Consider the following 25,721-nt stretch of genomic DNA (forward strand, 5'->3'; position numbering starts at 1 on the left):
CGGCACGCCGGTTGCCTATATCGTGAGTATGTGCTCATAATGTGAATCCGCTGTGGCCTGCGTCACGAGAGGCCTTCCGTGCCGCCAGCGCGGGAGCAACGCCCGGCCCGGTGCGACTCGATGGGATATGCACATGTCAGACCTTGCAACGATGGTCAACACGGGCGCCGCGGTCCTCGCGGTGGTCGTGCTGATCATCCGATTCAAAATCAACCCGGCGGTAGCGCTGGTCCTCGGTTCGGCCTATCTCGGGCTCACCGCGGGTCTGGGTACCGAGAAAACCGTCGAAACGATCGCCACCGGTTTCGGCGACATCATGGCCGAGGTCGGGTTGCTGATCGCCTTCGGCGTGCTGACCGGCGTGATGCTGCAGGAGACCGGGGCCATCGAACGTCTTGTGCGGGCCCTGATCCGGGTCTTCGGTGTCAACCGGATGCCGTACGCGCTCTCGCTCACCATCGCCACCGCGCTGCAGTCCATCTACCTCGACGTACTGCTGGTCATCTCGGCACCCCTGGCCCGGACAGCCGCCGCCAAGATGGACAAGAAGGGCACCGCCCGGATGGCCACGGCGCTGGCGATCGGCGGTGAATGCGGCATCGTGCTCATGGTGCCCGGCGTCGGCGCGCTGGCCCTGGCCGGGCTGCTCGGTGTGCCGCTCGGCAAGATGCTGCTGTTCGGCCTGTTGCTCGTGATCCCCACGGTCACCATCGCGGTCGCTGTCATGTTCTTTCTCTTCGACCGCGGCTGGTGGAACTCCGAACGCGACGAACAGTCCTACCCCGCCGACGACCGGCCTGCCGGTGACGCGCAAGTCCGCTCCGGCGACGGGCAGCCCGATGCCGGCGACGCGGAATTCCCCGGCGGCGACGGGGCATCCGGCGCCGCCGGCAAACCGGCCGGCTCCGGCGGGGTGGCCGTCGCGGCGCCCGCGCGGCCCCGGCCCGACACCCCGCTTCCGCTGCTGATGGCACCGCTGCTCACCGCCCTGCTGCTCATCGCCGTCGGCGCCGTCCTGGATGTCGCCGAGATCCACAACCCGGTGATCGAATTCCTCGCCACCCCGGTCATCGCCCTGCTGATCGGTCTCGTCGGCACCAGCATCGTGGGCCGCCGCAGCGTCGGCATCGACCGAATCCAGCGCTGCATCACCACCGGCTTCCAGGAGAGCGGGCAGATCCTCGTCCTGACCGGGGTCGGCGGGTCACTGGCCGCCACCATCACGGCCACCGGCGTCGGCGATATCCTCGGCGACTACTTCACCGCGAGCACCGCGGCACCATTGCTGATGGTGTGGGCGATCGCGGCGGTCCTGCATATCGCGGTCGGTTCGGTGACGCTTTCGGCGATCACCGCGGCGGGCATCCTCGCGCCGGTGGCCCCGGCGCTCGGGATCGACCCGGTGCTGATCGCCTTGGCCGCCGGCGCCGGATCGCTGTTCGCGGTGCACGTCACGAGCAATACCTTCTGGCTGCTGCAGTCGCTGATGGGGCAGACCACCCGCGGCGCGCTGAAAACGTGCTCGGTGGGCGTATCCGTCGCCTCGGTGGTGGCGATTGTGCTCATCATGCCGCTGAGCTTGGCCCTGTAGAACTCGGAAACGATAGGAAAGATATGCGCAACGAGCCTGTCCGGCCGCTCGCCGGTATCCGGGTCCTGGAACTCGGCAACTACATCGCCGCCCCGACCGCCGGCCGGATGCTCGCCGATTTCGGTGCCGAGGTGATCAAGGTCGAACGTCCGGTCACCGGTGACGAACTGCGCCGCTGGCGCCTCTACGGCGGCGAGACCTCCATGCTGTACCGCACGGTGAACCGCAACAAGAAGTCCATCGTGGTTGATCTGAAGACCGAGGCCGGGCGCGCCCTGATCCTGGATCTGGTCCGCGAATGCGATGTACTGCTGGAGAATTTCCGGCCGGGGACGCTGGAGAAATGGGGGCTCGGCCCCGAAGCGCTGCAGGAGGCCAATCCGGATGTGGTGATCACCCGGATCTCCGCGTACGGGCAGACCGGACCGCAGGCCGCGCGGCCCGGTTTCGCGGCGGTGGCCGAAGCGGTCGGCGGGCTGCGCGAGCTCATCGGCGATCCGGACCGGCCGCCGGTGCGTACCGGTGTGTCCATCGGCGATTCCATCGCCGGTATCTACGCCGCGTTCGGCACCGTGATGGCCTTGTTCCAGCGGGCCCGCAGCGCTACGCCGATCCCGTTGCCGGAACGCATCATCGATGTGGCGCTCAACGAGTCGATCCTGTCGGTGATGGAGTCGCTGGTCCCCGACTATCTCGCCTACGGCGTGCGACGCGAACGCGTGGGCGGCCGGATGGAGGGTATCGCGCCCAGTAACGCCTACCCGTGCAGCGACGGCACCAGCATCATCATCGCGGGCAACGGCGACGCCATCTTCGGGCGCTATATGGAGACCATCGGCCGACCGGACCTCGCCACCGATCCGGAGCTGCGCGACAATGCCGGACGCTGGGCCCGCCGCGACGAACTGGATGCCGCGATCGCCGATTGGACGAGCCGGCACACCCGCGCGGAGGCGCTGCGGCTCCTCGACGCGGCCGGCGTACCGTCCGGCCCGATCTACACCGCGGCCGATATCTGCGCCGACGAGCAGTACGCCGCCCGGAACATGATCCAGCGGTTCGAGGTGGACACGGGCGCGGACGAACCCGCCACGGTGGGCTTTCCCGGGATCGTCCCGGTAATAGGCGAGGCCTCGCTGCCGATCCGTACAATCGGCCCCGACCTGGGTGAACACACACGTGAAGTACTCGCCACGGTACTGCGCCTCACCGACGACGAGATCGACGCCGTCACAGGCGCTTCGGAAACAGGGGTTACGGTATGACCTTCGCCTACACACCGGCGGCGCAGCTGCGCGACGTGACGCTACGCGACGGGTTGCAGCTCACCGGCAAACCGCTGGACACCGAACGAAAGGTGGCGCTGGTCCGCGAACTGCTCGCGCTCGGTGTCCCCGAGCTCGAGATCGGCTCCATGGCCCGCCCGGACCTGGTGCCGCCGCTGGCCGATTCGCTCGCGGTGATCGCGGCGCTGACGCCGGCCGAACTCGCGAAATGCTGGGTGTGGGTGGCCACCCCCCGGCATATCGAGAAGGCGGCCGCGGCGGGTGCGCGTAATTTCCAGTACTGCCTGTCGGCGTCGGATTCGCACAACCAGGCCAATATCGGGCGCACCACCGAGGACAGCGTCGCCGCCATGCCCGCGGCGATCGAGCTGACCCGCGACTGCGGGGGCACAATCCAGCTGTGTATCGCGACCGCGTTCACCTGCCCCTTCGAAGGTGTCGTCGATCCGGCCCGGGTGCTGGGTATCGCCGCGGATCCGCGGACCGACGGCGCCGCCGATATCGTCCTCGCCGATACCCTCGGACAGGCCGTCCCCGCCCAGGTACGGCAACTCGTCGAGGGTGTCCGCGCGCACACCCCGCCGCGCCGCATCGTCTACCACGGTCACGACACCTGGGGCCTGGGGGTCGCGAACACGCTGGCGGCCATCGACGCGGGCGCCACGCTGGTGGACGGGTCGCTGGGTGGATTGGGCGGCTGCCCGTTCGCCCCGGGCGCCAGCGGTAACACCGCGACCGAGGATCTGCTGTTCGCCACCCGCCCCGATTGGCTCACTCCCGAGATTCTGGCGGCCGTGGTCCAGACCGGGGAGTCGCTGCTCGCCGACCTGGGCGAACCCAATCGGTCCAAGACCGCGCAGGGCGCCCGCTCGAAAGCCCGCGCCTTCGATTGGGTGATCGGCGAGCAGCCGTGACGGCCGCGGATTTCCTCGTCACCACCCCACTGCCCGATCCCGGGATGCGGCTGCTCGAAGCCGCCGGATCGGTGACCGTGGCCGAGACCCGGATGAGCCGTGAGCAGTTGGCCGACGCCTGCGCGTCCGGGGACTACCGGGTGGTGGTGGCGCAGTTGGGCGACGAATTCGACGCCGAGCTGCTCGACCGGGCGAAGATCACCGGGATCAGCAATTTCGCGGTGGGGTACAACAATATCGATATCGCGGCGGCCACCGCGAACTCCATCGTCGTGGGCAACACCCCCGGTGTCATGACCGACGCGACGGCCGATATCGCCCTGCTGCTGATCCTGGCGGTCGCGCGCCGGTGCGTGGAGGCCGATACCTTTGTCCGGTCCGGCGAGTTCCACGGCTGGGAACCGGAACTTCTGCTGGGCCACGATGTCAGCGGCCGGACCCTGGGCCTGGCCGGTTTCGGCCGGATCGCCCGCGCCACCGCACGGCGCGCGCTGGCTTTCGGAATGACCGTGGTGTTCGCGCCACGCCCGCCCGGTGACCGGGTGGTGAACGAGGACGAGCTCGGTGAGTTCGCCGGACGAGTACAGCAGCTGCCGTGGCCGGAACTGGTTTCCACCAGCGATTATCTCTCGTTGCATGTACCGCTGAACGCCGCGACCCGCCATCTCGTGGACGCCTCCGTGCTCCGGTCGATGAAACGGTCGGCGATTCTGATCAATACCGCGCGCGGACCGATCGTCGACGAGCAGGCGCTGGTCACGGCGTTGCGCGACGGGACCATCGCGGGCGCGGGATTGGATGTGTACGAGGACGAACCGCGGCTGGCGCCAGGCCTGGCCGAACTGCCCAATACCGTGTTGCTGCCACATATCGGCAGCGCCACGGTCCCGGTACGCGCCGAGATGGCCCGGCGCTGCGCGGAGAACGCGGTCGCCATGCTCCGCGACGAACTCCCGCCCTACCCGGTCAACCCGGAGGCGCGGGCGCGCTGACCGCGGCGGGCCCGGGGTCGGCGACCGGAATACGGCCGCCGAGGGTGCGGGTGACCTGTTCGGCGTAGCCGACGAGCAGGTCCACCCACGCCTCGCACTGTGCCAGCGGCATCCGCAGGGTGGGGCCACTGATCGTCAACGCCGCCACCACCCGCCCGGCCGCGTCGAATATGGGCGCGGACAGCCCCGACGCCGAATCCTCCCGCTCGCCGGCGCTGATCGCGTAGCCGTCGGCCTTCGCCCGGGAGATGAGTGCCCGCAGTTCCCGTGGGCTGGTGACGGTGCCCTCGGTCAGCGGTTCCAGCGGTGCGGCCAATACCCGCTCGGCGAGTTCGGGGTCCCAGGCCAGCAGGATCCGGCCCGCCGACCCGGCGTAGAGCGGAATGATCTTGCCCACGTACATGTCCCGGCGCAGCGCGTGCCGGGTCTCGGCGATGGCCACGCACACCCGGAAACCGTGTTCGGCGCGGAAGACACAGGCGGTCTCCCCTGTCTCGTCCCGGATTTCGCGCAGTACCGGGTCGACGATCGCCAGCAGGTCCAGTCCTTTGACCGCCGTCGCCGCCCAATAGCTCATCCGCAGCCCGACCCGGATCCGGTCCCCCGCCCGATCCAGCAGACCCTGCGCCACCATATTGGTGACCAGCCGCTGCACCGTGGAGGTCGGTAACCCGGTGGCCTGCTGGATCTCGCCCAGCGTCAACGACGGCCGGGCCAGGGAGAAGGCATCGAGGATCTCGGTGATCTTCCCCAATACCAGCAGCGGCTGGTGGTTCGCGGCCGCACCGCCGTCTTGCCTCGACATATCGCCGAATCTACGCGGTGTCCGGCCTGCTCGGGCGCCGGACACCGGCCCGGCCGTGGACCACCGCGACCTCGCCGGCCCGAATCGCGGTGGCCGCCGGCGCCGGGGGATCCCGGACGCCGGCGGCGCGGGCCGGGCCGGGCACATACCCGGACCGAGGACGGTCAGATCTTCGCGAGCTCGGGTTCGGAGTGCTCGGTGTCGCCGGTACCTCCGGGTGCCCCGGACCGGTTGGGCAGCAGGATCGCCGCCACGATCACCACCAGCGACAGCGCCGCCGACACCACGAAAGCCAGCCGCATCCCGTCGAGTTGCGCGGTCAGCGTATCGATACCCGTGGCCTGCAGCGCACTGGTGCGACTCGCCATCACGGTGACCACCAGCGCCGTCCCCAGTGCGGCGGCGACCTGCTGCAGGGTGCCCAGCATCGAGCTGCCGTGCGAGTAGAGGTCCTCCGGCAGGGCCCCGAGCGCGAGGGTGAACACCGGCGTGAAGGCCGCGGCCAGTGACAGCATGAGCAGGATGTGCAGGGCCAGCAGCTGCCAGTACGGCATGGTGACCGAGATCTGGGTGAAACCGGCCAGCGCGGCGGTGATCCCGAGCGCCCCCGGGATCACCAGGACGCGGCCGCCGAACCGGTCGAACAGGCGGCCGATCACCGGGCCGAGCACACCCATGGCCAGACCGCCGGGCATGACCAGCAGCCCGGTCTCCAACGGCGACAGACCGCGCAGGTTCTGCAGATACAACGGCAGCAGCATCATCGAGCCGAGCATGGCCAGGAACGCGACGGCCATCAGGACCAGGCCCAGGCTGTAGGTGCGCGAGCGCAGGATCCGCAGATCCAGCAGCGGGGTACCGTGCCGCTGCAACCACAGCTGGCGAGCGACGAACAGGCCGATCAGGGCGGCGCCGGCGAGGGTGATGAGGACCGGGGTGGCGACCGTGCCCGCTTCGAACCGGCTCAACCCGTACACCAGGCTGCCGAAACCGAGCGCGGCGAAGACCACGCTCGACCAATCGATCGAACCGGTCTCAGGTTCCCCGATGTTCTCCAGCCGCCGCAACCCGAACCAGGTGACCGCGCCCGCGATCGGCAGCACCAGCACGAACAGCCAGCGCCAGGAGGCGATCTGCAGGACCAGACCGGAGATGACCGGTCCCATGGCCGGAGCCACCGAAATGGCCAGGGTGACATTGCCCATGACCCGGCCGCGGTCGCGTTCGGGCACCACGGTCATCAGCGTCGTCATCAGCAGCGGCATCATCACCGCGGTACCACCGGCCTGGACGATCCGCCCGGCGAGCAGTACCGCGAAGGAGGGCGCCACCGCCGACAGCGCCGTCCCGGCGAGGAAGACACCCATGGCCAGCGTGTAGGCGCGCCGCGTGGTGACCCGCTGCAGGAACCAGCCGGTGACCGGGATGACGGCCGCCATGGTGAGCATGAAGGAGGTCGACACCCACTGCGCGGCCCGCTCGGTGACCTCGAGGTCGTGCATCAGCCGCGGGATCGCGTTGATCATGATGGTCTCGTTCAGGATCACCACGAAGGTCGCGATCACCAGCAACCGAACGACGACCGGGGTACCTCCTCCGGTTCGGCGATCGGATAACAGGGCGGGCATCGGCTACCTCCGGAGGTCGTGAGTGATCTGGCGTGAACCGGGTGGGTCGTCGATGACCGTTGCCCGGGGTACGTCAGAACAGACGAGTGAGCGGCGCTCGGCTCATCGGTGACGCGCCAGTGTTTCTTACGGCTGTGCACGAGATCAATCGCTTTTCGGAGGGCGGTATTCCCCGTCACAGCCCGATCGCCCAGGTCGGGGCGGCCCGCCCACGACCACGCCACCTACCGATATGAGTGAGGTCACGCGAGCCCGCGCAACGCATCGGCGGACGGGCTACCGGAAGGTCAGCAGAGCCCCAGGTGCTGTGCCGCGATCTCGAGGTCCTTGTCGCCGCGCCCGGACAGACACAGCAGGACCACCGACCCGGCGGCCAGTTCACCGCGCTCGGCCAGATCGAGCAGACAGCCCACCGCGTGCGCGGATTCCAGGGCGGGGATTATGCCTTCGCTGTGCGCGAGGGCCTCCATCCCGCGCAGTGCGAGAGCATCGTCGACCGGGACGGCGGTCAGGCGGCCGCTGTCCTCGAGATGGCTGAGCTCCGGGCCCACACCCGGATAGTCCAGACCGGCGGCGACACTGTGCGTCCCGGCGATCTGACCGTCGTCGTCCTGCAGCAGGTAGCTGAAGGTGCCGTCGATCTCGCCGGGACTGCCGGCGCTCAGCGACGCCGCGTGTGCGCCCGTCGCCATTCCGCGCCCGGCTGCCTCCGCACCGAGCAACCGCACCCCCGGATCGGCCATGAAGGGGCGGAACGCGCCGAGGGCATTGCTGCCGCCGCCGACACAGGCGATGACATAGTCGGGTAATCGGCCCTCGGCGGTCAGGATCTGGGACCGCGCCTCCGCCCCGATGGGGTGCTGGAAATCCCGCACGATCCGCGGATAGGGGGCGGGTCCGGCCGCGCTGCCCAGCAGGTAATGGGTGGAGTCCACCTGCGAAACCCAGTCGCGGACCGATTCGGTGATCGCCTCCTTGATCCGCCGGTTCCCGGTTTCCACCGCCCGCACCTCGGCGCCGAGCAATCGCATCCGGATCACATTCGCCCGCTGCCGTTCCATGTCCACGGCGCCCATATAGATGGTGCAGCTCAAACCGAGCATCGCGCCCACGGTGGCGACGGCCACTCCGTGTTGTCCCGCACCGGTTTCGGCAACGATGCGGCGTTTGCCCATGCGCCGGGCAAGCAACCCCTGCCCGAGCGCGTTGTTGATCTTGTGTGACCCGGTGTGGGCCATATCCTCCCGTTTGAGATAGACCGTCGGCGCCGGCGTACCCAGCTGCGCCTCGAACCGCGGCACCCGATGCAACAGGGTGGGCCGGCCGACCCGGCTGCGTAGCAGGCCGGTCAGTTCCCGGACGAACGCCGGATCGGCGCGGGCCGCGTCGTACGCGCGCTCCAGGTCGAGCAGGGCGGCCATGAGACCCTCGGGGACGTATCTACCGCCGAATCTGCCGAATCGGCCGCGCTCATCCGGGAAATCCCCGGGCCGTAAGGTATTTCGCGCGACCCCGTGATCGACGACCATCCAGCTCTCACATTCCCTGTTCCCGGCTCCGCTGCGGAAATTCTGTACCCCCGGCGCAAGCGCCGGGTCACCTCTCGGCAACGGATTGGTTAACAGTACTAAAGGGATGGATTCTCGCCGCAATATCGCATAACGCGCAATCCGAGCCTTCCCCACCACGAGAACTGGACCCTATTGTAGGATTGTCGACAATCCGGTCAGGCTCGACCGGCCGCCGTCAGGGAGGAGCGTCCCACCGTGCTCACGGAAGCCACACTCACCGCCGCCGAACGGGAAGCCGTCGAGTCGGTACCCACCGGCCTTTTCATCGACGGCCGCACCCGCGAGACCGCGGAGACCATGCCCGTCCTCGATCCGGCGACCGGACAGCGGCTGTGCGAGGTCGCCGACGCCACCCCCGAGGACGGTCTGGCCGCGCTGGACGCCGCCGCGGCCGCCCAGGCCGACTGGGCGCGCACCGCACCCCGGGAACGCAGCGAGATCCTCATGCGCGCCCATCGTCTACTGCTCGACGACGCCGACCGCCTCGCCCTGATCGCGACACTCGAAATGGGCAAACCGCTGGCGGAAGCCCGCGGCGAGATCACCTATGCCGCGGAATTCTTCCGCTGGTTCGCCGAAGAGGCCGTGCGCCTCGACGGTGGATACATGCCCGCGCCCGGCGGGGGTTCCCGGTTCCTGGTCACCAGGCAGCCCGTCGGGCCGAGCCTGCTCATCACCCCCTGGAATTTCCCGATGGCCATGGGCGCCCGCAAGATCGGGCCCGCCCTCGCCGCCGGCTGCACCAGCGTGGTCAAACCCGCCGAACAGACCCCGCTGTGCACTCTGGCGCTGGCGCGGATCCTGCACGAGGCCGGGGTGCCGGCCGGGGTGGTGAACGTGGTGACCACTTCGGATCCGGGCGCGCTGATGACACCGCTCATCCACGACCCGCGCTCGCGCAAACTGTCCTTCACCGGTTCGACCGCGGTCGGCAAGAAACTGCTCGAGCAGTGCGCGCGCACGGTCATGCGGACCTCGATGGAACTCGGCGGCAACGCACCGTTCCTCGTCTTCGACGATGCCGACCTGGACGCGGCGGTCGACGGGGCGATGGCGGCGAAGATGCGCAATATCGGGCAGGCGTGCACCGCCGCGAACCGGTTCCTCGTCCAGCGTGGGGTGGCCGCCGAATTCGCGGCGCGGCTGGCCGCGCGCATGGGGGAACTGCCGCTGGGCCGCGGCACCGAACCCGGGGTCGTCGTGGGCCCGCTGATCGATGCCGACGCGGTGACCAAGGTGACCGAACTGGTCGCCGACGCGCGGGCCCGCGGCGCCCGCGTATTGCTGGGCGGTGACCCGCTCGACGGTCCGGGGAACTTCTACCCCGCCACCGTCCTGGTGGATGTCCCCGACGCGGCGCAGATCTGCCATACCGAGGTGTTCGGGCCGGTCGCGAGTATCGCGACCTTCGATACCGAGGACGAGGCCGTCGCCCGCGCCAACGACACGCCCTACGGTCTGGTGAGCTATGTCTACACCGAAGGTCTGCGGCGCGGGCTGCGGATCAGCGAAGCGCTCGACACCGGAATGGTCGGCCTGAACCAGGGTGTCGTATCCAATCCGGCCGCGCCGTTCGGCGGGGTGAAAGAGTCCGGTCTCGGCCGCGAGGGCGGCCTGGTCGGCATCGACGAATTCCTCGAGATCAAATACATCGGAGTGCCACTGTGACAACCTATCGGATCGCGACGATCCCGGGCGATGGTATCGGCGTCGACGTAACCGCCGAGGCGACGAAAGTTCTCGACCGGGTGCTGCCCGGAATCGAATGGACCGAATTCGACTGGTCCTGCGAGAACTATCTGCGCACCGGCGCGATGATGCCCGCCGACGGACCGGAGCGGCTCGCCGGATTCGACGCGATCCTGCTCGGCGCCGTCGGTTTCCCCGGGGTGCCCGACCACATCTCGCTGTGGGGGCTGCTCATTCCGCTGCGCCGGGCCTTCGGCCAGTACGTCAACCTGCGCCCGGTGCGGCTGCTGCCCGGCACCACCTCGGCGCTGCGCGACCGCACCGCCGCCGACCTGGATCTGCTCATCGTGCGCGAGAACTCCGAGGGTGAGTACTCCGAGATCGGCGGCCGGCACAATCCCGGCCGGGCGGACGAATTCGTCCTGCAGGAATCCGTTTTCACCCGGGTCGGCTGCGAACGGATCATCCGGTACGCCTTCGACCGGGCCACCGAACGCGCGGGACGCGTCTGCTCGGCCACGAAATCGAACGGTCTCATCCACTCCATGCCCTACTGGGACGAGATCTTCGAGCGGATCGCCGCGGAATACCCGGCCGTGCAGACCCGGCAGATGCACGTCGACGCGCTGGCCGCCGAAATCGTGCTGCATCCCGACCGGCTCGATGTGATCGTCGGCTCCAACCTCTTCGGCGATATCCTCTCCGACCTCGCCGCCGCCGTCACCGGCGGACTGGGGCTGGCGCCCTCGGGCAATATCAACCCGGCCCGGGACGCGCCGTCGATGTTCGAGGCGGTCCACGGTAGCGCGCCCGATATCGCGGGTCAGGGCATCGCCAACCCGGTGGCGCAGATCCTGGCGGGCGCCATGCTGCTCGATCATCTGGGTGAGCACGTCGCGGCGGCGGCGGTCGACCGGGCGGTCACCGATGTCCTCGGCAACGGCGGGCCGCGCACTCCCGATCTCGGCGGCACGGCCACCACCACCGAGGTCGGCACCGAGATCGCCGACCGGGCATCGGCGCTGCTGCACGCCTGAGCCGCCGGCCCGGGTCGGCGGCGTCCGCACCGACCCGGCCCCAGCCCGGCAGCTGTGCGGCCGGTGCCGGATAGAGTCGGTCGCCATGAGCGTGTGCACGGCGTCGACCGGCCGGGGGAGGCAACTGCCTCCCGGCGGCGGTTCGATCCGATTCCCGGCGGCCTTCGCGAGTCCCGTTACCGATTCGCCGCGGCCCGAAGGAGCGTCGGGGTCCGTGGCGATCGGCGGTGTCGCGGCGTGACGATCCTGGTCTGTCCCGACAGTTTCAAGGGCACCTATACCGCCGCCGAGGTCGCGGACGCTGTCGCCGCGGGGGCCGAGGAGACAGGCGCGACCGCGGTACGCCTCCCGGTCGCCGACGGCGGTGAGGGCACCCTCGCCGCCCTCACCGAGCCGCTGGGACTCCATCACGTGACGGTCGCGGCGCGCAACCCGTGGGGCGTCCCCGGCGAGGCCACCTTCGGACTCTCCGACGACGGCACCGCGGTGATCGAGATCGCCGCGGCCAGCGGAGTCACCACCCCGCATACCGGTCCGCGCGATCCGGTCGCCGCGAACACCTACGGCACCGGCATGCTCATCGCGGAGGCGGTGCGGCGCGGGGCGCGCCGGATCGTGGTCACCGCGGGCGGATCGGCCACCACCGACGGGGGTACGGGAGCGATCGCGGCCATCGAGGACGCCGGCGGTCTCGGCCGGGCCTCCCTCACCGTGCTCACTGATGTGACCACCCGTTACGTGGACGCGGCCCGGGTTTTCGGACCCCAGAAGGGTGCCGACCCGGCCACCGTCGAACTGCTGACCCGGCGGCTGGCCGAGACGGCGCGCAGGCTGCCCCGCGATCCGTCCGACGTGGACGCGACCGGGGCCGCCGGAGGGTTCTCCGGCGGAATGTGGGCACAGTACGGAGCCGAATTGCGCTCCGGCGCGGAGTACGTGCTCGACAGCGCGGGGTTCGACGCCCTTGCCGCACAGGCGAGCACCATCGTCGTCGGCGAAGGGCGGCTCGACGGGCAGACGCGAGCCGGCAAGATCATCTCGGCTGTTCTCGGGCGGGCCGGCGACACCCCGGTGTACGCGGTGGTGGGCTCCGTCGGTGACGACCTGGGTGACTACCGGTCCCGTTTCGCCGAGGTCATCGTGGCCTCCGATACCGAGGCCATGCGGGCGGCGGGACGACGGATCGGCACCACCGCGCCCTGACGGTCCGGGCGAACCCGAGCCGGCCGCGGAGTCCGGATCGGCGGTCGCGGACCGTCACGGATATCGGGATCAGCGGTCAGCCGGCGGTATCGACCTCGGGTGGGAAACCGCCCGTGGCGATCGGTCCCCAGCGCTCGATATCGATGCGGATGAGCGATTTGCCCTGGCGTGCCATCGCCGCCCGGTACTCGTCCCAGTCCGGGTGCTCACCGGCGATACCGCGGTAGTAGTCGACCAGACCGTCGAGCGCCTCGGGCATATCGAGTATCTCGGCCCGGCCGTCCACCTGCACATAGGCGTCGTCGAACTCCTCGGAGAGGACACAGATCGACACCTGCGGTTCGCGGCGGATATTGCGGGTCTTGGCCCGGCTCGGATAGGTGGAGACGACGATCCGGCCCTGCGGATCCAGCCCACAGGTCACCGGTGACATCTGGGGACGGCCGTCGGCGCGGGTGGTGACCAGCACGCCGTGATGGCGCGAACCCAGGAAAGCCAGCAGGTCGGCCTTGTCGACGACGGAGGCGGTCGCGATACGCGGCATGGAGACCTTTCTGGACGGATCGGTACTCGGGGCGGTGCCCTCGCAGCATAGCCGTCCCGCACCCTGATTCTCCCGGCCCGCGGCGGGTAACGCGGGGCAGCGGCCGGAAACCGCCTCACGCCACCGGCCCCGGCACCCGACAGGAGCACGATCATCATGCGCGCCACCGACCCACAGCGTCCCTTTCCGGAACCGCAACCGGCGCCGGATCCCGAGCCCACGCCCCCACTGCCCGCTCCCCCGCCCGAACCGCGCCCCCGGGAGCCGCAACCGCCGGTTCCCGGCCCCGCACCGGAACCGCAACCGCCCGTCCCGGGCCCGCCGCCGGAGCCACAGCCGCCCGTCCCGGGCCCGTCGCCGGAGCCGCGGCCGGTACCACCGGAACCCCTACCGGGCCCGGCACCGGATCGCCCACCCCTCCCGGACCCCGGCCACCCGGTCCCGCCGCCCCCTGTTCCGGCCGGGTGAATCGGACCGGACCGGCCCCACGCCGGTGATTCAACCACCGCCGAGCGGGTACTCGGGGCAACGTCCCTGGTCGCAGGTTCGACAGGAAGGACATGACCATGGTCGCCGGACACAACGATCCCAATAAGAGGCACCCAGCGAGTGAGCATCGTTTCCCCGACGACGCACGGACGACCCGTTCGCACGCCGGAGAAACCATCGAAGATCGACGCAACTGGCCGGGCATCATCCTCGGCGCCATCGGCATCGTCCTGGTGGCGCTGACCCTCACCGCCGCCGGTTACGGCTTCGCCGGCTGGGCCGTCATCGCCGGAATCATCGGCGTGATCTGCCTGATCGCCGGCGGGCTGATCGTGGTCGCCGAACATCGGCGCATCAAGCTCAAAGAAGGCGCGACCCTGCGTGAGCCACGTGGCCACTGACCGCCGCATGGACCACTCACGCGCACCGTTGCTCGACGCGCTCGCCGAATACCAGCGGCTGGGCCGATACGGCTGCACACCGCCCGGCCATCGCCAGAGCCGCGGGGTGGAGTCACGGGATCGGGTTGAACATTCCGGATGCCACGGACCCCGAGCTGAAGACGGTCCGCGTCGTGGCGTGAGCCCACCGGTGTGCGCCAACGCGGTGGTTGAAACCGCCGGGGCCGGGTAGGCGCACAGGTATGGAACTACTCGTCATCCTCGCGATCGCGATACTGGTCGCCGTGGTGGTCGGGTCCCGATGGTTGAAAGGGCAGGGTCCGAGTACCCGCGACACCCCGGACAACGAAGGCAACCCGCACCGCGACGAATGACCTGCGGGACTCCGAGGTCTCACCACGAGATGCCGGGTCCCGACGTCGTGTCGACTTTCCGGCCGCGAGGGGGAATGAAAACCGAAGGTCGGTGTCGCCTTCGAGCGCGTGGGGGGGGTGAGTCGTCGCTGCGTGATCGGAGGCGAGTGCGTCCGACGGCTCCCCGCCGCGCCGGCTCGGGGTCGCCGCCTCAGGTCGTGGAGATGACGCACCGGACCTCGTCGATGGCATCGCGGAGGATGTCGGCGAAGTTGTCGCTGCTCGTCATGGCGAGCCAGCGCTTGTAGGCGATCGCGAACGCGACCGCCGAAAGCTCCGCCAGGACACGGGCCTGCAGGTCGGGCACGCTGCGGTGGGTGAGTGCGTCGATCATCGCCGCGATGAGACCGAGTTGCTTGAGGGCCTCGCGTTCCCGCAGTTCCGGAGTGCGTGCGATCACCGCGGCTCGGCGGGCGAGGAAGTCGTGGCGCTGCGGGGTCATGAAGATCGCGCCCACTCGGGCGAAGGCGTGGGTCAGCGCGTCCCACGGTGCGGCGTCGTCCGGTGCGGCCGCGATGCCCTCGACGAGCGTGGTGGCCATGGCTTCGCCGTCGAAGAGGACCTCCCGTTTATTGGGGAAGTGGCGGAAGAAAGAGCTCTTGGTCAGGCCGGCACGCTCGGTGATCTCCTGCACGGTCGCACTCTCGTAACCTCGCTCCTCGAAGAGTTCGAGGGCAGCGGCCATCAGTCGCTGCGCGGCGTCGGGCTTCCATCGGGCCATGGCGACAGGTTACGGCACTTGGTCTTGTCCCGGCTGTATAGTGATGAGACAAAGTCTTATCACTATGGCTGGAGGCCGGAATGAGTCGCGCAGTGATCTACGAGAGGTTCGGGGGGCCGGAGGTGCTGGACGTCGTGGAGGTGCCCGAACCCCACGCCGGTCCGGGCGAGGTACGCGTCCGCGTCAAAGCCGTGGGCCTGAACCCGATGGACTGGATGATCGCCGCCTCGCCGCAGAGTGCCGGCCGATTCGGCATCGGACTGCCCGCGGGCTTCGGATCCGACTACGCCGGCACCATCGACGAGATCGGCGCCGGGGTCGAAGGGTTCACAGAGGGCGACCGCGTCTACGGCGGAGCCATAGCGAAGGCGGCGGCTGACTACGCCGTCCTCCCAGCCGCACAATCGGCCCTCTATCGGCTCGAGCGCACGCCGGACGGCATCGATGACGAGGTGGCGGCGGCGTTGCCGACGCCCGGCCTGACCGCCGCGGCGGCTGTGGCTGCCATCGGGCCGGGTGCCGGTGACACCGTCCTGGTCGGCGGTGCCGCCGGCGGGGTGGGGGTGCTGACCGTTCAGCTCGCGAGGTTGGCCGGTGCGCGAGTCATCGGAACCGCTTCGCCGGGCACCTTCGACTTCCTGCGCCACCTGGGCGTCGAGCCCGTCGCGTACGGCGCCGGTCTGGTCGACCGGGTCCGGGCGCTGGCCCCCGGCGGTCTCAGCGCGGCCGTCGACCTGCACGGCACAGAGACCGCTGAGGTGGCGCTTGCTCTCGGCGTGTGCGCGGAGCGCATCTCCACCATCGCCGCCGGGCCCAACCCACCCGGCGGTGTACGAGCCACGGGCGGATTCGAGGCCATGCCGGCCGACCTCGAGGCGATCACCGACGAGATCCTCGCCGGCCGCATCGCGGTGCCGATCGCTGCGAGGTTCCCCCTGGAGCAGATCCGGGATGCGGTCGGCCTCCAGGCCGGGCGCCACGCCCACGGCAAGGTCGTGGTGACGCTGTGAACACGAAGAGAGTGCAGGCGGGTGTCCCGGACCAGACCGGGCGGACCGCGATCATCACCGGCGGCAGCAGCGGCGTCGGCCTCGCCACCGCGGCGGCTCTCGCCACGCGCGGGGCGCACGTCATCCTCGCCGTCCGCAACCAGGAGCGCGGCCGCGCGGTGGCGGCGGAACTACCCGGTGACGTCGAGGTGCGGGGGTTGGATCTGGGCTCCATGGCATCGGTACGGGACTTCGCAGCAGGCGTCGAGGGACCGATCGACCTGCTGATCAACAATGCCGGCACGATGACCGCCGCCCTGCAGCACACGGCCGACGGGTTCGAGCGCCAGCTCGCGGTCAACCATCTCGGCCACTTCGCCCTCACGAACCTGCTGCTCGAACAGATCACCGGGCGGGTGGTGGGGCTCTCCTCCAGCGTTCACCACAGGGCGCACATCGGCTTCGACGACCTGCAGTGGGAACAACGCCCCTACCGCCCGCTGGGAGCGTACGGGCAGTCCAAACTCGCTGTTCTGCTCTTCATCACCGAGCTCCAGCGGCGACTGACCGCATCGGGCTCGCCGGTGATCGCGACCGCCGCCGACCCCGGCTGGGTATCGACAGGGTTCAGGATCACCACCGGCAGCAGGACCCGTGACGCCGCCATCGCCCTCGGCACCCGCCTGTTCGCCCAGGGGCCCACCAGCGGCGCGCGCCCGACGCTGTACGCCGCGGTCGGCGACGTGCCCGGCGGCTCCTACGCCGGCCCGAGCCGCTTCGGCATCCGCGGACCGGCCACACTGATCGATCCGTCGTCCGACGCGGTCGACGCCGACCTCGCAGGGCGAGTCTGGGAGGTCTCCGCACGACTCACCAACACTCAGTGATTCATCCGGTGGATCCGGTCCGAGTGCGCCACTGCGTCGATCTGCTCATGACGACGAGCCCGAATGTGCTGATCTACGCGGCATTGGACGAATTGTGCCGCCAGATGGAGGGGCGCGAACGCGAAGCGAGCCAGGGTCACAGGCCCGGGGTTATTCGTAGCTGTCGTCATGGAGTCCGCCGAGATAAGCGATCGCTCCCAGATATTGGCGGCACAGCGGTGTGTGACCGTTGTGCGCCGCACGTGCCCGCAATGCTTCGTCCAGGGAACCGAACGCCGGATCGACGGCACAGTCACCGCCGGGACCGGAGGTAGGCGTGCTCTGGATGCCTGGGCCGGTGCCGGTGTCATCGGCGAGCGGTCCGGTCCGGTGGGGGCGAGTGGTGTAGAGGGCGATGAGTTGATGGATGGCCAGTGAGCTCACGATCATCCTCGGGTGGTGTGGGGTGAAGGGAGCGTGACGGCCGGGCAGGGGCGGAAGGTGACCGGGAGCCGGGTCAAGGCCCGGTGGAACGGGCCGGGCCGCCACACCAGCTCCCCACGCGGGACCGCGAGTGCCATATCGGGGACCGCGTCGAGGAGTTGGTCGATCGCGTCCTGGACGATCTGATACGCCAGGGTGCGGGCCGGGCAGGCATGCGGGCCCGCACTCCAGGACAGGTGGGAGCGGTTGCCGGTGTGGTCGCCGTCGCTGATTCGCGGGTCGGTGTTGGCGGCGGCGAGACCGATCAGCACGGGCTGGTGGGCGGGAAGCCAGGTGTCGCCGATGAGGACGGGGGTTCGGGGATAGGTGGCGCAGAAGTTCGCGATCGGCGGGTCGTGGAACAGCACCTCGTCGAGAGCGTCACGGGTGGACAGACTCCCGCCGATCAGGCCACCACCGAACCGCTCGTCGGTCATCATCAGCAGCAGGGTGTTGGTGACCAGATTCAATTGCGCTTCGCCGCCGGCTCCGTAGAAGCTCAGCAACTGGGCGAGCACTTCCCCGTCGTCGAGACCGTGGGGGTGGGCGAGCAGGCGTGACGTGGCGTCCTCGCCCGGATGGTCGCGTTTGAGCCGGATAAGTTCTGTCAGCGCGGTCCGCAGCAGCCCCATTCCGGCAGCGGCATCGACGGTATCGAAGCGCGCAGCCGTGCCGGCGGTGACCCGCTCCCCTATTCCGGGTGGGCAGCCCATGATCTGGTTGAGGACAGCGACGACGAGGGGGCGCGCGTAGTCTCCCACCAGTTCGGCGGTCCCGGACTCGCAGAATCCATTGATCAGCGGGGCCGCGAGTTCTTCGACGGTCATGTGCATGGCGTGGCCGTCGACGGCGTCGATGCTGTCTTTCGATGCCTGCCGGTACCGCTGGTGGTCGGGTCCGGTGCTGTGGCGGGCGGCGGGGTGCCAGCGCATCATCGGCAGTACCGGTGATTCCGGGGGCACGGTGGTCTGCCAGATGCGGGGATCGGCGGGGAAACGCTCGGTATCGTGCAGGATCCGGACCGCGGTCGGATAGCCGAGTACCAGGGTGGCCGGTACTCCGGGGGCGAGTTCGATCGGTGCGAGATCGCCGAATTCCGTGCGCATCCGGTGGTAGATCCGGTGCGGGTCGGCGGCGAATTCCGGGGTGTGGACGGGCACTCGCGCCTCCGTGGAAACCTCGGGTGCGGTGTGGGCGACCGGGCACGAGCCGAGGTGATCGGTGCGGGGGTAGGAGATCGATGGTGGAGTCGGCATGTTCCATTTCTTCGAGAGAAGCGGGAGACAACTGAGAAGTGGCCCCGGAGCCCGAACGAGGGGCAGCGACGATCTCGAAGAGTTTCTTCGTCGTCGTCGAGTCGAGTCCCCCGGAGGCGCGGGGCAGCCCACCTGTTCCCGGTAGGCGGAGGGGTTGTTCGCCGGCGATTTCCGGCTGATCAGGACACGGTGTCGCGCAACGTCACGAACGCGGTGTTCTGCTCGGGGAGCAGACAGGAGTGGGCGCCGATGTAGCCGTCGGGCCGGATAAGGCATACGGCGTCTCCATCGGGTGCGCCGTAGAGATCGTGTACCCGCCGGGAGTCGGCAGCGACGGCGCCGGCCGGGGCGGGCCCGTGATATCCGGGCATGAGGACGACCACCGGTTCGACCCGGGCACCGAACTCCCGATGGACCCGCGTGAGCAGCGCCGAAGTGTTCACGGCGTTACGCGGGTCGCGGTGGGCGACCAGCAGGGTGTGCCCACCGTGGCGTAGCCGTTCGTATAGCCGCAGGCGTGGGGTGATCTCGACGTCGGGTGCTCGGTCACCGGCCGACAACCCGCCCAACGGCTGCCGCCCCGGTGCGCTCTCCTCCGCAGCGTGCCCATACCCGAAGGCCAGGGCCGAGATCCGGGCCACCGCCCGCTCGGTGAACCCGGGTTCGCGAGCGATCGCGAGCCGTTCGGCGACCGGGCGGCCGTGGTCCATCAGCACCGAATGCAGTTCGTGGGTACCGGCGATCACCTGCTCGGCGATCGGACGCCGCTCCGCCTCGTAGCTGTCCAGCAATGACTCCCGGGCGTGGCCGTGCACGACGGCGGCGAGTTTCCAGCCGAGGTTGAACGCGTCCTGCATCGAGGTGTTCATCCCCTGCCCGCCCGCCGGGGACCGCTCGTGCCCGGCGTCGCCGCAGACGAAGATCCGGCCGTTGCGATACCGGGAGGTGAGCCGCCGTCGCGTCCGGAACACCGTCGTCCACTCCGGGGGACCCAACCGCACCGCACCACCGAAATGCTCATCGAGGACTGCCTGGAACGCCGCGGCCGAAGCGTCGATATTCCGGGCGTCGCCGGGTTCGCTGATCAATACCCGCCACACACCGCCGGGCAATGCCGTCGTCAGCAGCATGTGATCGCGGGTGATGCGATAGTCGATGCCACCGACCTCCACCGGGAAATCCGGCGACTGCCGGCGAAGCGGCACGTCCATCATCCGCATCGCGGTCCCCACATACTCCGCGCGGCCGACCTGCGCACCCAAGTGGCCGGCGACAGTGCTGTGCACGCCGTCGCAACCGATCAGCCAGCCGGGGTGCACGGTTTCGGTCTCACCGCTGTTCGTGTCCCGCACGATGGCGGTGACTTCACCGTGCAGGCCCGTGGTCACCGATACCAGCTCGGTGTGCCAGTCGACGGTCCCGCCGAGTGCGGTGAAATGCCGGCGCAGGATCTCCTCGGTGTCGCGCTGGCCGATCGTCCGGAAGTACGGGTATCGGCTGTCGAGACCGGTGAAATCCAGCCGCACCTTCTCCGTCGAGCCCGCGAACCGATAGTCCATCCATTCCCCGCGCAAACCCCTGTCCTGGAACTCGTCGACGATCCCGGCCTGTTCCAGCAGCTCCAGAGTGCGGGTGTGCACCGTGAACGACCGCGACGTCGTCACGGGGGTGGTGAGCCGGTCGATCAACCGGATATCGACACCACGCCGCAGTAACTCGATACCGAGGGTGAGCCCGGTCGGACCGGCACCCACGATGAGGACGGAATCCCGCGCCGCGCGCGAAGAAGACATGATTGATCACCCTTCGAAAGATCAAGGTCGAAATGGACAGCGTGTGTCCCCCAGCGACACATGCCTGAGCCCGGAATCACCGGACGTCCCCACGGTCTGCGTGCTCGTAAAGCGCAGACCTCCGCCTGTAGCGGTGAATGTGCTGTGAACGAATGCTTCTGGTCATGTCCCCGGAAAGCGCAGCAACGCCGGTCGCTTGTACCCCACCGCGCCACGCATCGTTCGCTCCTCCGGCAACCTGTCCCGCTCGATCCGGCCGAGGGGCCACCAATCGTCGAGCTCCACCAAGCCGGGCGGTAGCAGCTCGAGACCCGCGAAGTAATCGAGGTGCTGCGCACGGGTGCGGTACCAGCCCGAACCCACACCTCCGGTGAACGCCTCCTCCAACTTGCGTGCCAGCCGATGAATCTCCGGGTCCTCGGGACCCGGGTCGTAGAAGTTCGTGAGCGCCACATACGAACCGGAGGGCAGCCGTTCGATCAGTTCACGCATTGCCGGGGCCGGACTCAACGAATCGCCGATATGGTGGAGCAGCCCGCATACCAGCACCCCGATCGGGCGATCCAACTCGAGGTACTGGAGCACGTCCGGGTTCTTCAGGAGCGTGCCGGCCTCCAGGAAATCCGCGAGCACATAGTGCGTGCGGTCGTTACGCTCGAGCAGCGCCCGCCCATGTGCGGCGCACACCGGATCGTTGTCGACGTAGACCACTGTCGCTCCGCGGTTTTCCAACTGGGCCACCTCATGGGTATTCAGGGCAGTCGGCAACCCGGCGCCGATATCGACGAACTGCTCGACCCCCGCGTACCCGGCCAGGTAGCGCACCACCCGGTGCAGCCAGCGCCGGCTCATCCGCGACACATCCCGCTGCCGTGGCGCGATACGCAGGATCTGTTCAAAGGCCACGCGGTCGACGTCGTAGTTGTCTTTACCACCCAGGCTGTAGTCGTAGACCCTGGCAATACTCGCCCGGGTCGTATCAACACCGACAGGAGCCGTAACACCGGTCGGTGGACTGGATTCCAGTCGCAGCACTGGTGGCTGTGACATTGCGTTCCTCTCCCTTCTTGTCTGCCTGTATGCCGAGTGCCGGGCCGCCCAGTGACGGCCTCGATGCCAGACAACGCCTTCGCCGAACTGCGCGAAAGGAGTCAAATGGTCAAGTAGTGTTGTTGACCGTGGGGACGACACCGCGCGAAGGCGGCCGTGCATCCGAGGCAGGAGATCAGCGATACCCGACAGAGCTCGTGCACCCGTCCGTGACCGAACTGGCTACTGAGATTCGCCGCCTCCGGGAAGCGGCTGGCTTGAGCCAGCCCGAGCTGGGAACGCTCGTGGGCTACACCAAGCAATACATATCGCTTGCCGAACGACCCAAAAATGGCGTCCCCTCCCGCAACTTGGTAATCGCACTCGACAAGGCATTGGACGCGGGTGGCACGCTCCTCGCTTTGCACGCAGCAGCCAAACACCGGCAACGAGAAATCAGACGCAGATCATCCACTAGCGCGATCGATGACGCTCGATACGACGCGGAGAATATGTTGGGTCGCAGTGTATGCCCCCCTTCAGATGGGTTATCTGTACAGCACACGGAAGCGCATTCCATTTCCGCACATATCCCAGCATTGCGACGTGCTCTCGACTCGTACGAATCCCCGGAAGACGGACCGATCCGTTCCATCGAACTATTGCGACCAATAGTTTTATCGATAATAGACAAAAGACTACGGTCGGATTATGCAGAGCTGGCACGAGAAGTGCCTGCGCTATTGCCCGAGTTACATCGAGCAATAGCAGATTGCCGGGAGTCGCAGCGAGCGATTTTCGCTCGCTGCTTGTTCCAGGTATATCGAGCCGCAGACGCCATCGCCGAGAAACACGGTTATAGCGATCTATCTGCGCGCATCATAGGATTGCTCGGCAGTGTCGCGGCGGAAACCGGAGACGAATTGGTGCAGGCCAGCGGCTCCTATGTTCGTGGCGAAATATTCTTTTCCTCGGGAGAGCTGACCACAGGTCGCATGATGCTCGAAAGAGCAGCCGAGCGCATACAGGACAGAGATAGCGACTCTGCCGCTGCAACGTACGGTGCACTCCACATGCGCGCGGCAGTCATGGCCGCAAGAGCAGGTCACGCAGCCCTGGCGACAGCACATATAGACGAGGCCACGCAGATCGCCCTGCGGGTCAACGAGGGCATTCATCTCGGCACCGCGTTCGGGGCGGCTTCGGTACGCATTCACCGCCTGTCGCTTGCCGTCGAACTCGGTGACTTCGGTGCCGCTCTACGGTCTGCGACCGGCTGGCAGCCACCGACCAACCTACCCGCCGAACGACGTTCACATTTCTACATCGACCTCGGTCGAGCCTATTACGCGGCCGGCCGAACCGAACGCGCACTCGATGCACTGCATACCGCGCACTGCGTCGCACCGGAACATATCTGTGCCCATCCTCATGTCAGGGAGATGATCGAACAGATGCACATTGCCGGGCCTGGCATACACAGTACGGCCTTGTCGGCCCTGCAACATGCGATGAGATGACCTGCTCGCGACTCCGGAGCATCCATAGTCGAGAACATCAACGGCTTTTGCCGACCAAACCGGGCAGCTCTGCCAGAGAATCGATGACCCATTCCGCGTCACGATCCACAATCGGGTCATCCGCCCATAGATAACCCCACGGTCCCCGACGAATCAATACCGGCAGCAAACCTGCCGCCCGTGCGGGCACAATATCATTGTCACGGTGGTCCCCCACATAGACGATCTCCTCCGGTTCGCCCGGGACGAAGTCGATCACTGCTTCGAAAAATGCTGGATCGGGTTTTGCTACCTCCCACTCGCCGGATGTCGCAATCACATCGACGGGAAGGTCCAATGATCGTAGCAGCGTCGCAGCCTTGGCTGTCTGATTTCCGGCTACACCGACCCATAGGCCACACTGCTTCAGCGCGGCAAGAGCAGGACGAACATCAGGGTAGAGGTCGGACTCTTCGATCCGTTCACCAACCCCGGCCTCCTCGCGGCGCCGACGCTGCTCGGCAAGGTCGAACCCGGGCCGCAAGACCTGAAACGTCTCAGCATTGTTTCGACCTGCCGCGGTGACAGCGCCCAGAATCGCGGAAAATGTATGCCGCGGAACGCCGAGCCAATCCGCCCATGCGCCGAACTCTCGCGAATCATCGAGCAATGTCTCACCAACATCGAAGACTACGGAACGGATCACAATTCCCCACTATTTGTTGGAACCATCATTTTCGCAGATCATGGTTCGGCTGCGCTGGTGCCCAGTTCCGCACTCGCCGTCATATCGCGCCACCGTGACGCGCCCGGAGCGAGTGGTAGCTGTATGCAAACCCCTTTCCTATCCGCGACCGTAAGAGTGCCGGCCGTGCGAGGCACCGGCGACAACTCTCGGTCGCGCTTTCGGTTTGCCGTCCACCGGATGCCGAGGTGCCGAGAACGCGAGGTCGTAGAGATCGGCTACAGCTCGAGAACCCAACCGATCCGGACCGGTGTCACGATGTCCACGTACACGTTCATGATTGCGCACGTGAGCCAGGCTAGACCTGCTCGTAGCTACTCCTCACCTGCGCCGGGTCATCTGGAAGGTGCCAACGGTCCTGGCGGTGAGCCGGCCTGACCGGTCGGAGGTCGGGCTACTGCACCTTCAGATAAAGAGGACGCGGCCGGAATCGCCGACGGTCGTTGTGCGGAAGTCCGGCGGGACAGCGGCCTTCGGTACGTTCGTGAGGGTTTCGACCCCTTGCTGACGCGAGGGAAAGGAATCGATGTATGAACGACATCAGCGCCCTCCTGGCTCTTGCACGCGACGCCACAGCCGCCGGAGCCGCACTCCCGACCACAGCAGAAGCAGGTGTGGTCCACAGCAAAGGCGACCGGGACTTCGTCACCGAACTCGACCTCGAAATCCAAGAAATGATGCAGCGCCTGCTGAGAGCGCAGGTACCGCAGATCGCTTTCCGGGGTGAGGAATCCATCACGCAGTCATAGGGTTACGGACTGCGACCTCCGCAGCCCCACTCGCAGAACAGCTTCGGAGTGGGGCGGGTTGTCAGTGTGCTGTGGTGGGCGGAGTGAGCGCGGGGCCGGCCTTACGGGTGCCCCACCAGATAAGCGCGGTGATGACGGTGACGCCGAGGGTCGGGATGAGCTGGGTGGCGGAGCCGGCGCCGGCGGAGCGGTCGGCGAGCTCGGCGCCGAAGTCGATACGCATCAGCGGGGCACCGAGGAAAGCGACCGTGTTGAGTACGGCGTGGAGGACGACCGCGATCTCCAGGCCACCGGTACGCCAGGTGATGATCGCCAGGCACGTCCACAGCACGAAGTACCAGATGTTGATGTAAGGGTCGGTGGACCCGTGCGCGGCGGTGAACAGGGCGCTCGAGAAAAGCACTCCGGCGATCAGCCCGGCCCGGGGGCTGCGGGTCCAGCTGCCGACCACCCGGAAGAGTAGCCCGCGGACGCCGTATTCCTCCCCCGTTGTCTGCAGGGGTGTGAGCAGGAGGGTGCCGACGAGGATGCCGACGAGGTCCCAGCGGGACCAAGGCGCCTCGGTGCTCGGGGTGAAGAATCCGATCACATTGACAAGGACCCAGGCAGGGCCGAACACGATGAGCGCCTTGCCGAATAGATCGAACCGGAACCGGGAGGTCACCGAATGCAGCGAGGCGCCGGGGACACCGTAGAGCCAGCGTTGGATGAGCATGCTCCACGGGATGAGCAGCCCGAGGGCGATCAAGGAACCGGCGTGGTAGAGGGGGGTGTAGTCAGTGCCGCCGAGGATGGGCGGCGTGTTTCCCATCTGCTCGTCGATGAGTCCGAGCGCCCTGCCGATACCGGTGGGAAACAGGACGAACCCGGCAATCAGGAGCCCGATCGCGAGAATGCCGCGGCCGATGCGGCGCTTGGCCCCTGCGAGGACTCGGTGGTACTCCACCCCGCTGGGAACGGATTCCGAGTGGCGCGGTTCGCCGGGGTCGAGGAGCCACCCCGGGGCGGGCATCGTCGCTGTCATGGGT

The 25,721-nt window shown here is 68.0% G+C and carries 24 protein-coding genes; 13 read left to right on the plus strand and 11 right to left on the minus strand.

Features of this window, described 5'->3' with window-relative positions; translation table 11 throughout:
• Positions 1-133: 133 nt before the first annotated feature.
• The 4 genes from NF4_RS25870 to NF4_RS25885 are packed head-to-tail and all read left to right on the plus strand — an operon-like array spanning position 134 to position 4,783.
• The gene (locus tag NF4_RS25870) at positions 134-1,591 is read left to right on the plus strand and encodes a GntP family permease (RefSeq protein ID WP_063129978.1); all 1,458 of its coding nucleotides are present in this window, start codon (positions 134-136) and stop codon (positions 1,589-1,591) included.
• Between the two features lie 23 nt (positions 1,592-1,614).
• The gene (locus NF4_RS25875; protein ID WP_063129979.1) at positions 1,615-2,856 is read left to right on the plus strand and encodes a CaiB/BaiF CoA transferase family protein; all 1,242 of its coding nucleotides are present in this window, start codon (positions 1,615-1,617) and stop codon (positions 2,854-2,856) included.
• Positions 2,853-3,791 (plus strand): hydroxymethylglutaryl-CoA lyase, encoded by a 939-nt coding sequence (locus tag NF4_RS25880; protein WP_063129980.1) that lies wholly within the window; start codon positions 2,853-2,855, stop codon positions 3,789-3,791. The genes NF4_RS25875 and NF4_RS25880 overlap by 4 nt, the downstream gene beginning before the upstream one ends.
• Before the next feature lie 44 nt (positions 3,792-3,835).
• A complete protein-coding gene (locus NF4_RS25885; RefSeq protein ID WP_063130010.1) occupies positions 3,836-4,783 on the plus strand; it encodes a 2-hydroxyacid dehydrogenase in 948 nt (315 codons plus the stop codon).
• Here NF4_RS25885 and NF4_RS25890 read toward each other — a convergent pair.
• From NF4_RS25890 to trpB, 3 genes are all read right to left on the minus strand, one after another.
• The gene (locus tag NF4_RS25890) at positions 4,758-5,588 is read right to left on the minus strand and encodes an IclR family transcriptional regulator (RefSeq protein WP_063129981.1); all 831 of its coding nucleotides are present in this window, start codon (positions 5,586-5,588) and stop codon (positions 4,758-4,760) included. The two genes, NF4_RS25885 and NF4_RS25890, sit on opposite strands and share 26 nt — an antisense overlap.
• A 164-nt stretch (positions 5,589-5,752) precedes the next feature.
• Positions 5,753-7,216, minus strand: a complete 1,464-nt coding sequence (locus NF4_RS25895; protein ID WP_063129982.1) for an MDR family MFS transporter — start codon at positions 7,214-7,216, stop codon at positions 5,753-5,755.
• Between the two features lie 287 nt (positions 7,217-7,503).
• The gene (gene trpB / locus NF4_RS25900) at positions 7,504-8,745 is read right to left on the minus strand and encodes a tryptophan synthase subunit beta (protein WP_063129983.1); all 1,242 of its coding nucleotides are present in this window, start codon (positions 8,743-8,745) and stop codon (positions 7,504-7,506) included.
• A 339-nt stretch (positions 8,746-9,084) separates the two neighbouring features.
• On the opposite strand from trpB, the gene NF4_RS25905 reads away from it, so the two are divergent.
• The 3 genes from NF4_RS25905 (at position 9,085) to NF4_RS25915 (ending at position 12,716) form a co-directional block, all read left to right on the plus strand.
• Positions 9,085-10,455, plus strand: a complete 1,371-nt coding sequence (locus tag NF4_RS25905) for an NAD-dependent succinate-semialdehyde dehydrogenase (RefSeq protein ID WP_084533466.1) — start codon at positions 9,085-9,087, stop codon at positions 10,453-10,455.
• Entirely contained in the window at positions 10,452-11,513 is a 1,062-nt protein-coding gene (locus NF4_RS25910) for a tartrate dehydrogenase (protein ID WP_063129985.1), read from the plus strand. The genes NF4_RS25905 and NF4_RS25910 overlap by 4 nt, the downstream gene beginning before the upstream one ends.
• 237 nt (positions 11,514-11,750) lie before the next feature.
• Positions 11,751-12,716 carry a glycerate kinase family protein gene (locus NF4_RS25915; protein ID WP_063129986.1) on the plus strand — a complete coding sequence of 322 codons (966 nt, stop codon included), beginning with the start codon at positions 11,751-11,753 and terminating at the stop codon, positions 12,714-12,716.
• A 76-nt stretch (positions 12,717-12,792) separates the two neighbouring features.
• Here the strand turns inward: NF4_RS25915 and NF4_RS25920 are convergent, their stop codons facing one another.
• Positions 12,793-13,260 carry a PPOX class F420-dependent oxidoreductase gene (locus tag NF4_RS25920; RefSeq protein ID WP_063129987.1) on the minus strand — a complete coding sequence of 156 codons (468 nt, stop codon included), beginning with the start codon at positions 13,258-13,260 and terminating at the stop codon, positions 12,793-12,795.
• A gap of 560 nt (positions 13,261-13,820) precedes the next feature.
• On the opposite strand from NF4_RS25920, the gene NF4_RS25925 reads away from it, so the two are divergent.
• Both NF4_RS25925 and NF4_RS39850 read left to right on the plus strand, forming a co-directional pair.
• A complete protein-coding gene (locus NF4_RS25925; protein WP_396965940.1) occupies positions 13,821-14,150 on the plus strand; it encodes a hypothetical protein in 330 nt (109 codons plus the stop codon).
• 242 nt (positions 14,151-14,392) lie between these two features.
• Positions 14,393-14,524 (plus strand): hypothetical protein, encoded by a 132-nt coding sequence (locus NF4_RS39850; protein ID WP_269749658.1) that lies wholly within the window; start codon positions 14,393-14,395, stop codon positions 14,522-14,524.
• A gap of 190 nt (positions 14,525-14,714) precedes the next feature.
• On the opposite strand, the gene NF4_RS25930 is transcribed toward NF4_RS39850, so the two are convergent.
• Complete coding sequence (locus NF4_RS25930; RefSeq protein WP_063129988.1) at positions 14,715-15,284, minus strand: TetR/AcrR family transcriptional regulator; 570 nt, start codon at positions 15,282-15,284, stop codon at positions 14,715-14,717.
• An 80-nt stretch (positions 15,285-15,364) separates the two neighbouring features.
• Here NF4_RS25930 and NF4_RS25935 point away from each other — a divergent pair, with 80 nt between their 5' ends.
• Positions 15,365-16,294, plus strand: a complete 930-nt coding sequence (locus tag NF4_RS25935) for an NADP-dependent oxidoreductase (RefSeq protein ID WP_084533461.1) — start codon at positions 15,365-15,367, stop codon at positions 16,292-16,294.
• Positions 16,291-17,160 carry an oxidoreductase gene (locus NF4_RS25940; protein ID WP_063129990.1) on the plus strand — a complete coding sequence of 290 codons (870 nt, stop codon included), beginning with the start codon at positions 16,291-16,293 and terminating at the stop codon, positions 17,158-17,160. The genes NF4_RS25935 and NF4_RS25940 overlap by 4 nt, the downstream gene beginning before the upstream one ends.
• Positions 17,161-17,310: 150 nt before the next feature.
• On the opposite strand, the gene NF4_RS25945 is transcribed toward NF4_RS25940, so the two are convergent.
• The 4 genes from NF4_RS25945 to NF4_RS25960 form a co-directional block, all read right to left on the minus strand.
• Positions 17,311-17,583: a hypothetical protein gene (locus NF4_RS25945; protein ID WP_157120596.1), complete on the minus strand. Its 273-nt coding sequence runs from the start codon at positions 17,581-17,583 to the stop codon at positions 17,311-17,313.
• Positions 17,584-17,585: 2 nt separating this feature from the next.
• The gene (locus NF4_RS25950) at positions 17,586-18,878 is read right to left on the minus strand and encodes a cytochrome P450 family protein (protein WP_063129992.1); all 1,293 of its coding nucleotides are present in this window, start codon (positions 18,876-18,878) and stop codon (positions 17,586-17,588) included.
• Positions 18,879-19,057: 179 nt separating this feature from the next.
• Positions 19,058-20,671: an FAD-dependent monooxygenase gene (locus NF4_RS25955; RefSeq protein WP_063129993.1), complete on the minus strand. Its 1,614-nt coding sequence runs from the start codon at positions 20,669-20,671 to the stop codon at positions 19,058-19,060.
• Positions 20,672-20,833: 162 nt separating this feature from the next.
• Positions 20,834-21,721, minus strand: a complete 888-nt coding sequence (locus NF4_RS25960; protein WP_084533462.1) for an SAM-dependent methyltransferase — start codon at positions 21,719-21,721, stop codon at positions 20,834-20,836.
• Between the two features lie 29 nt (positions 21,722-21,750).
• Here NF4_RS25960 and NF4_RS40390 point away from each other — a divergent pair, with 29 nt between their 5' ends.
• Positions 21,751-23,220, plus strand: coding sequence for a helix-turn-helix domain-containing protein (locus NF4_RS40390; protein ID WP_084533467.1), 1,470 nt, complete (start codon positions 21,751-21,753; stop codon positions 23,218-23,220).
• A 37-nt stretch (positions 23,221-23,257) separates the two neighbouring features.
• Here the strand turns inward: NF4_RS40390 and NF4_RS25970 are convergent, their stop codons facing one another.
• Complete coding sequence (locus NF4_RS25970; RefSeq protein WP_063129994.1) at positions 23,258-23,905, minus strand: HAD family hydrolase; 648 nt, start codon at positions 23,903-23,905, stop codon at positions 23,258-23,260.
• A 569-nt stretch (positions 23,906-24,474) separates the two neighbouring features.
• Between NF4_RS25970 and NF4_RS25975 the strand changes: the two genes are divergently transcribed.
• Positions 24,475-24,693, plus strand: a complete 219-nt coding sequence (locus NF4_RS25975; protein ID WP_063129995.1) for an inositol monophosphatase family protein — start codon at positions 24,475-24,477, stop codon at positions 24,691-24,693.
• A gap of 61 nt (positions 24,694-24,754) precedes the next feature.
• Here the strand turns inward: NF4_RS25975 and NF4_RS25980 are convergent.
• A partial coding sequence (locus tag NF4_RS25980; protein WP_232330653.1) for a CPBP family intramembrane glutamic endopeptidase occupies positions 24,755-25,721 on the minus strand: 967 nt, incomplete at its 5' end.

This window comes from Nocardia fusca NBRC 14340 (assembly GCF_001618425.1).
Lineage (GTDB): Bacteria > Actinomycetota > Actinomycetes > Mycobacteriales > Mycobacteriaceae > Nocardia > Nocardia fusca.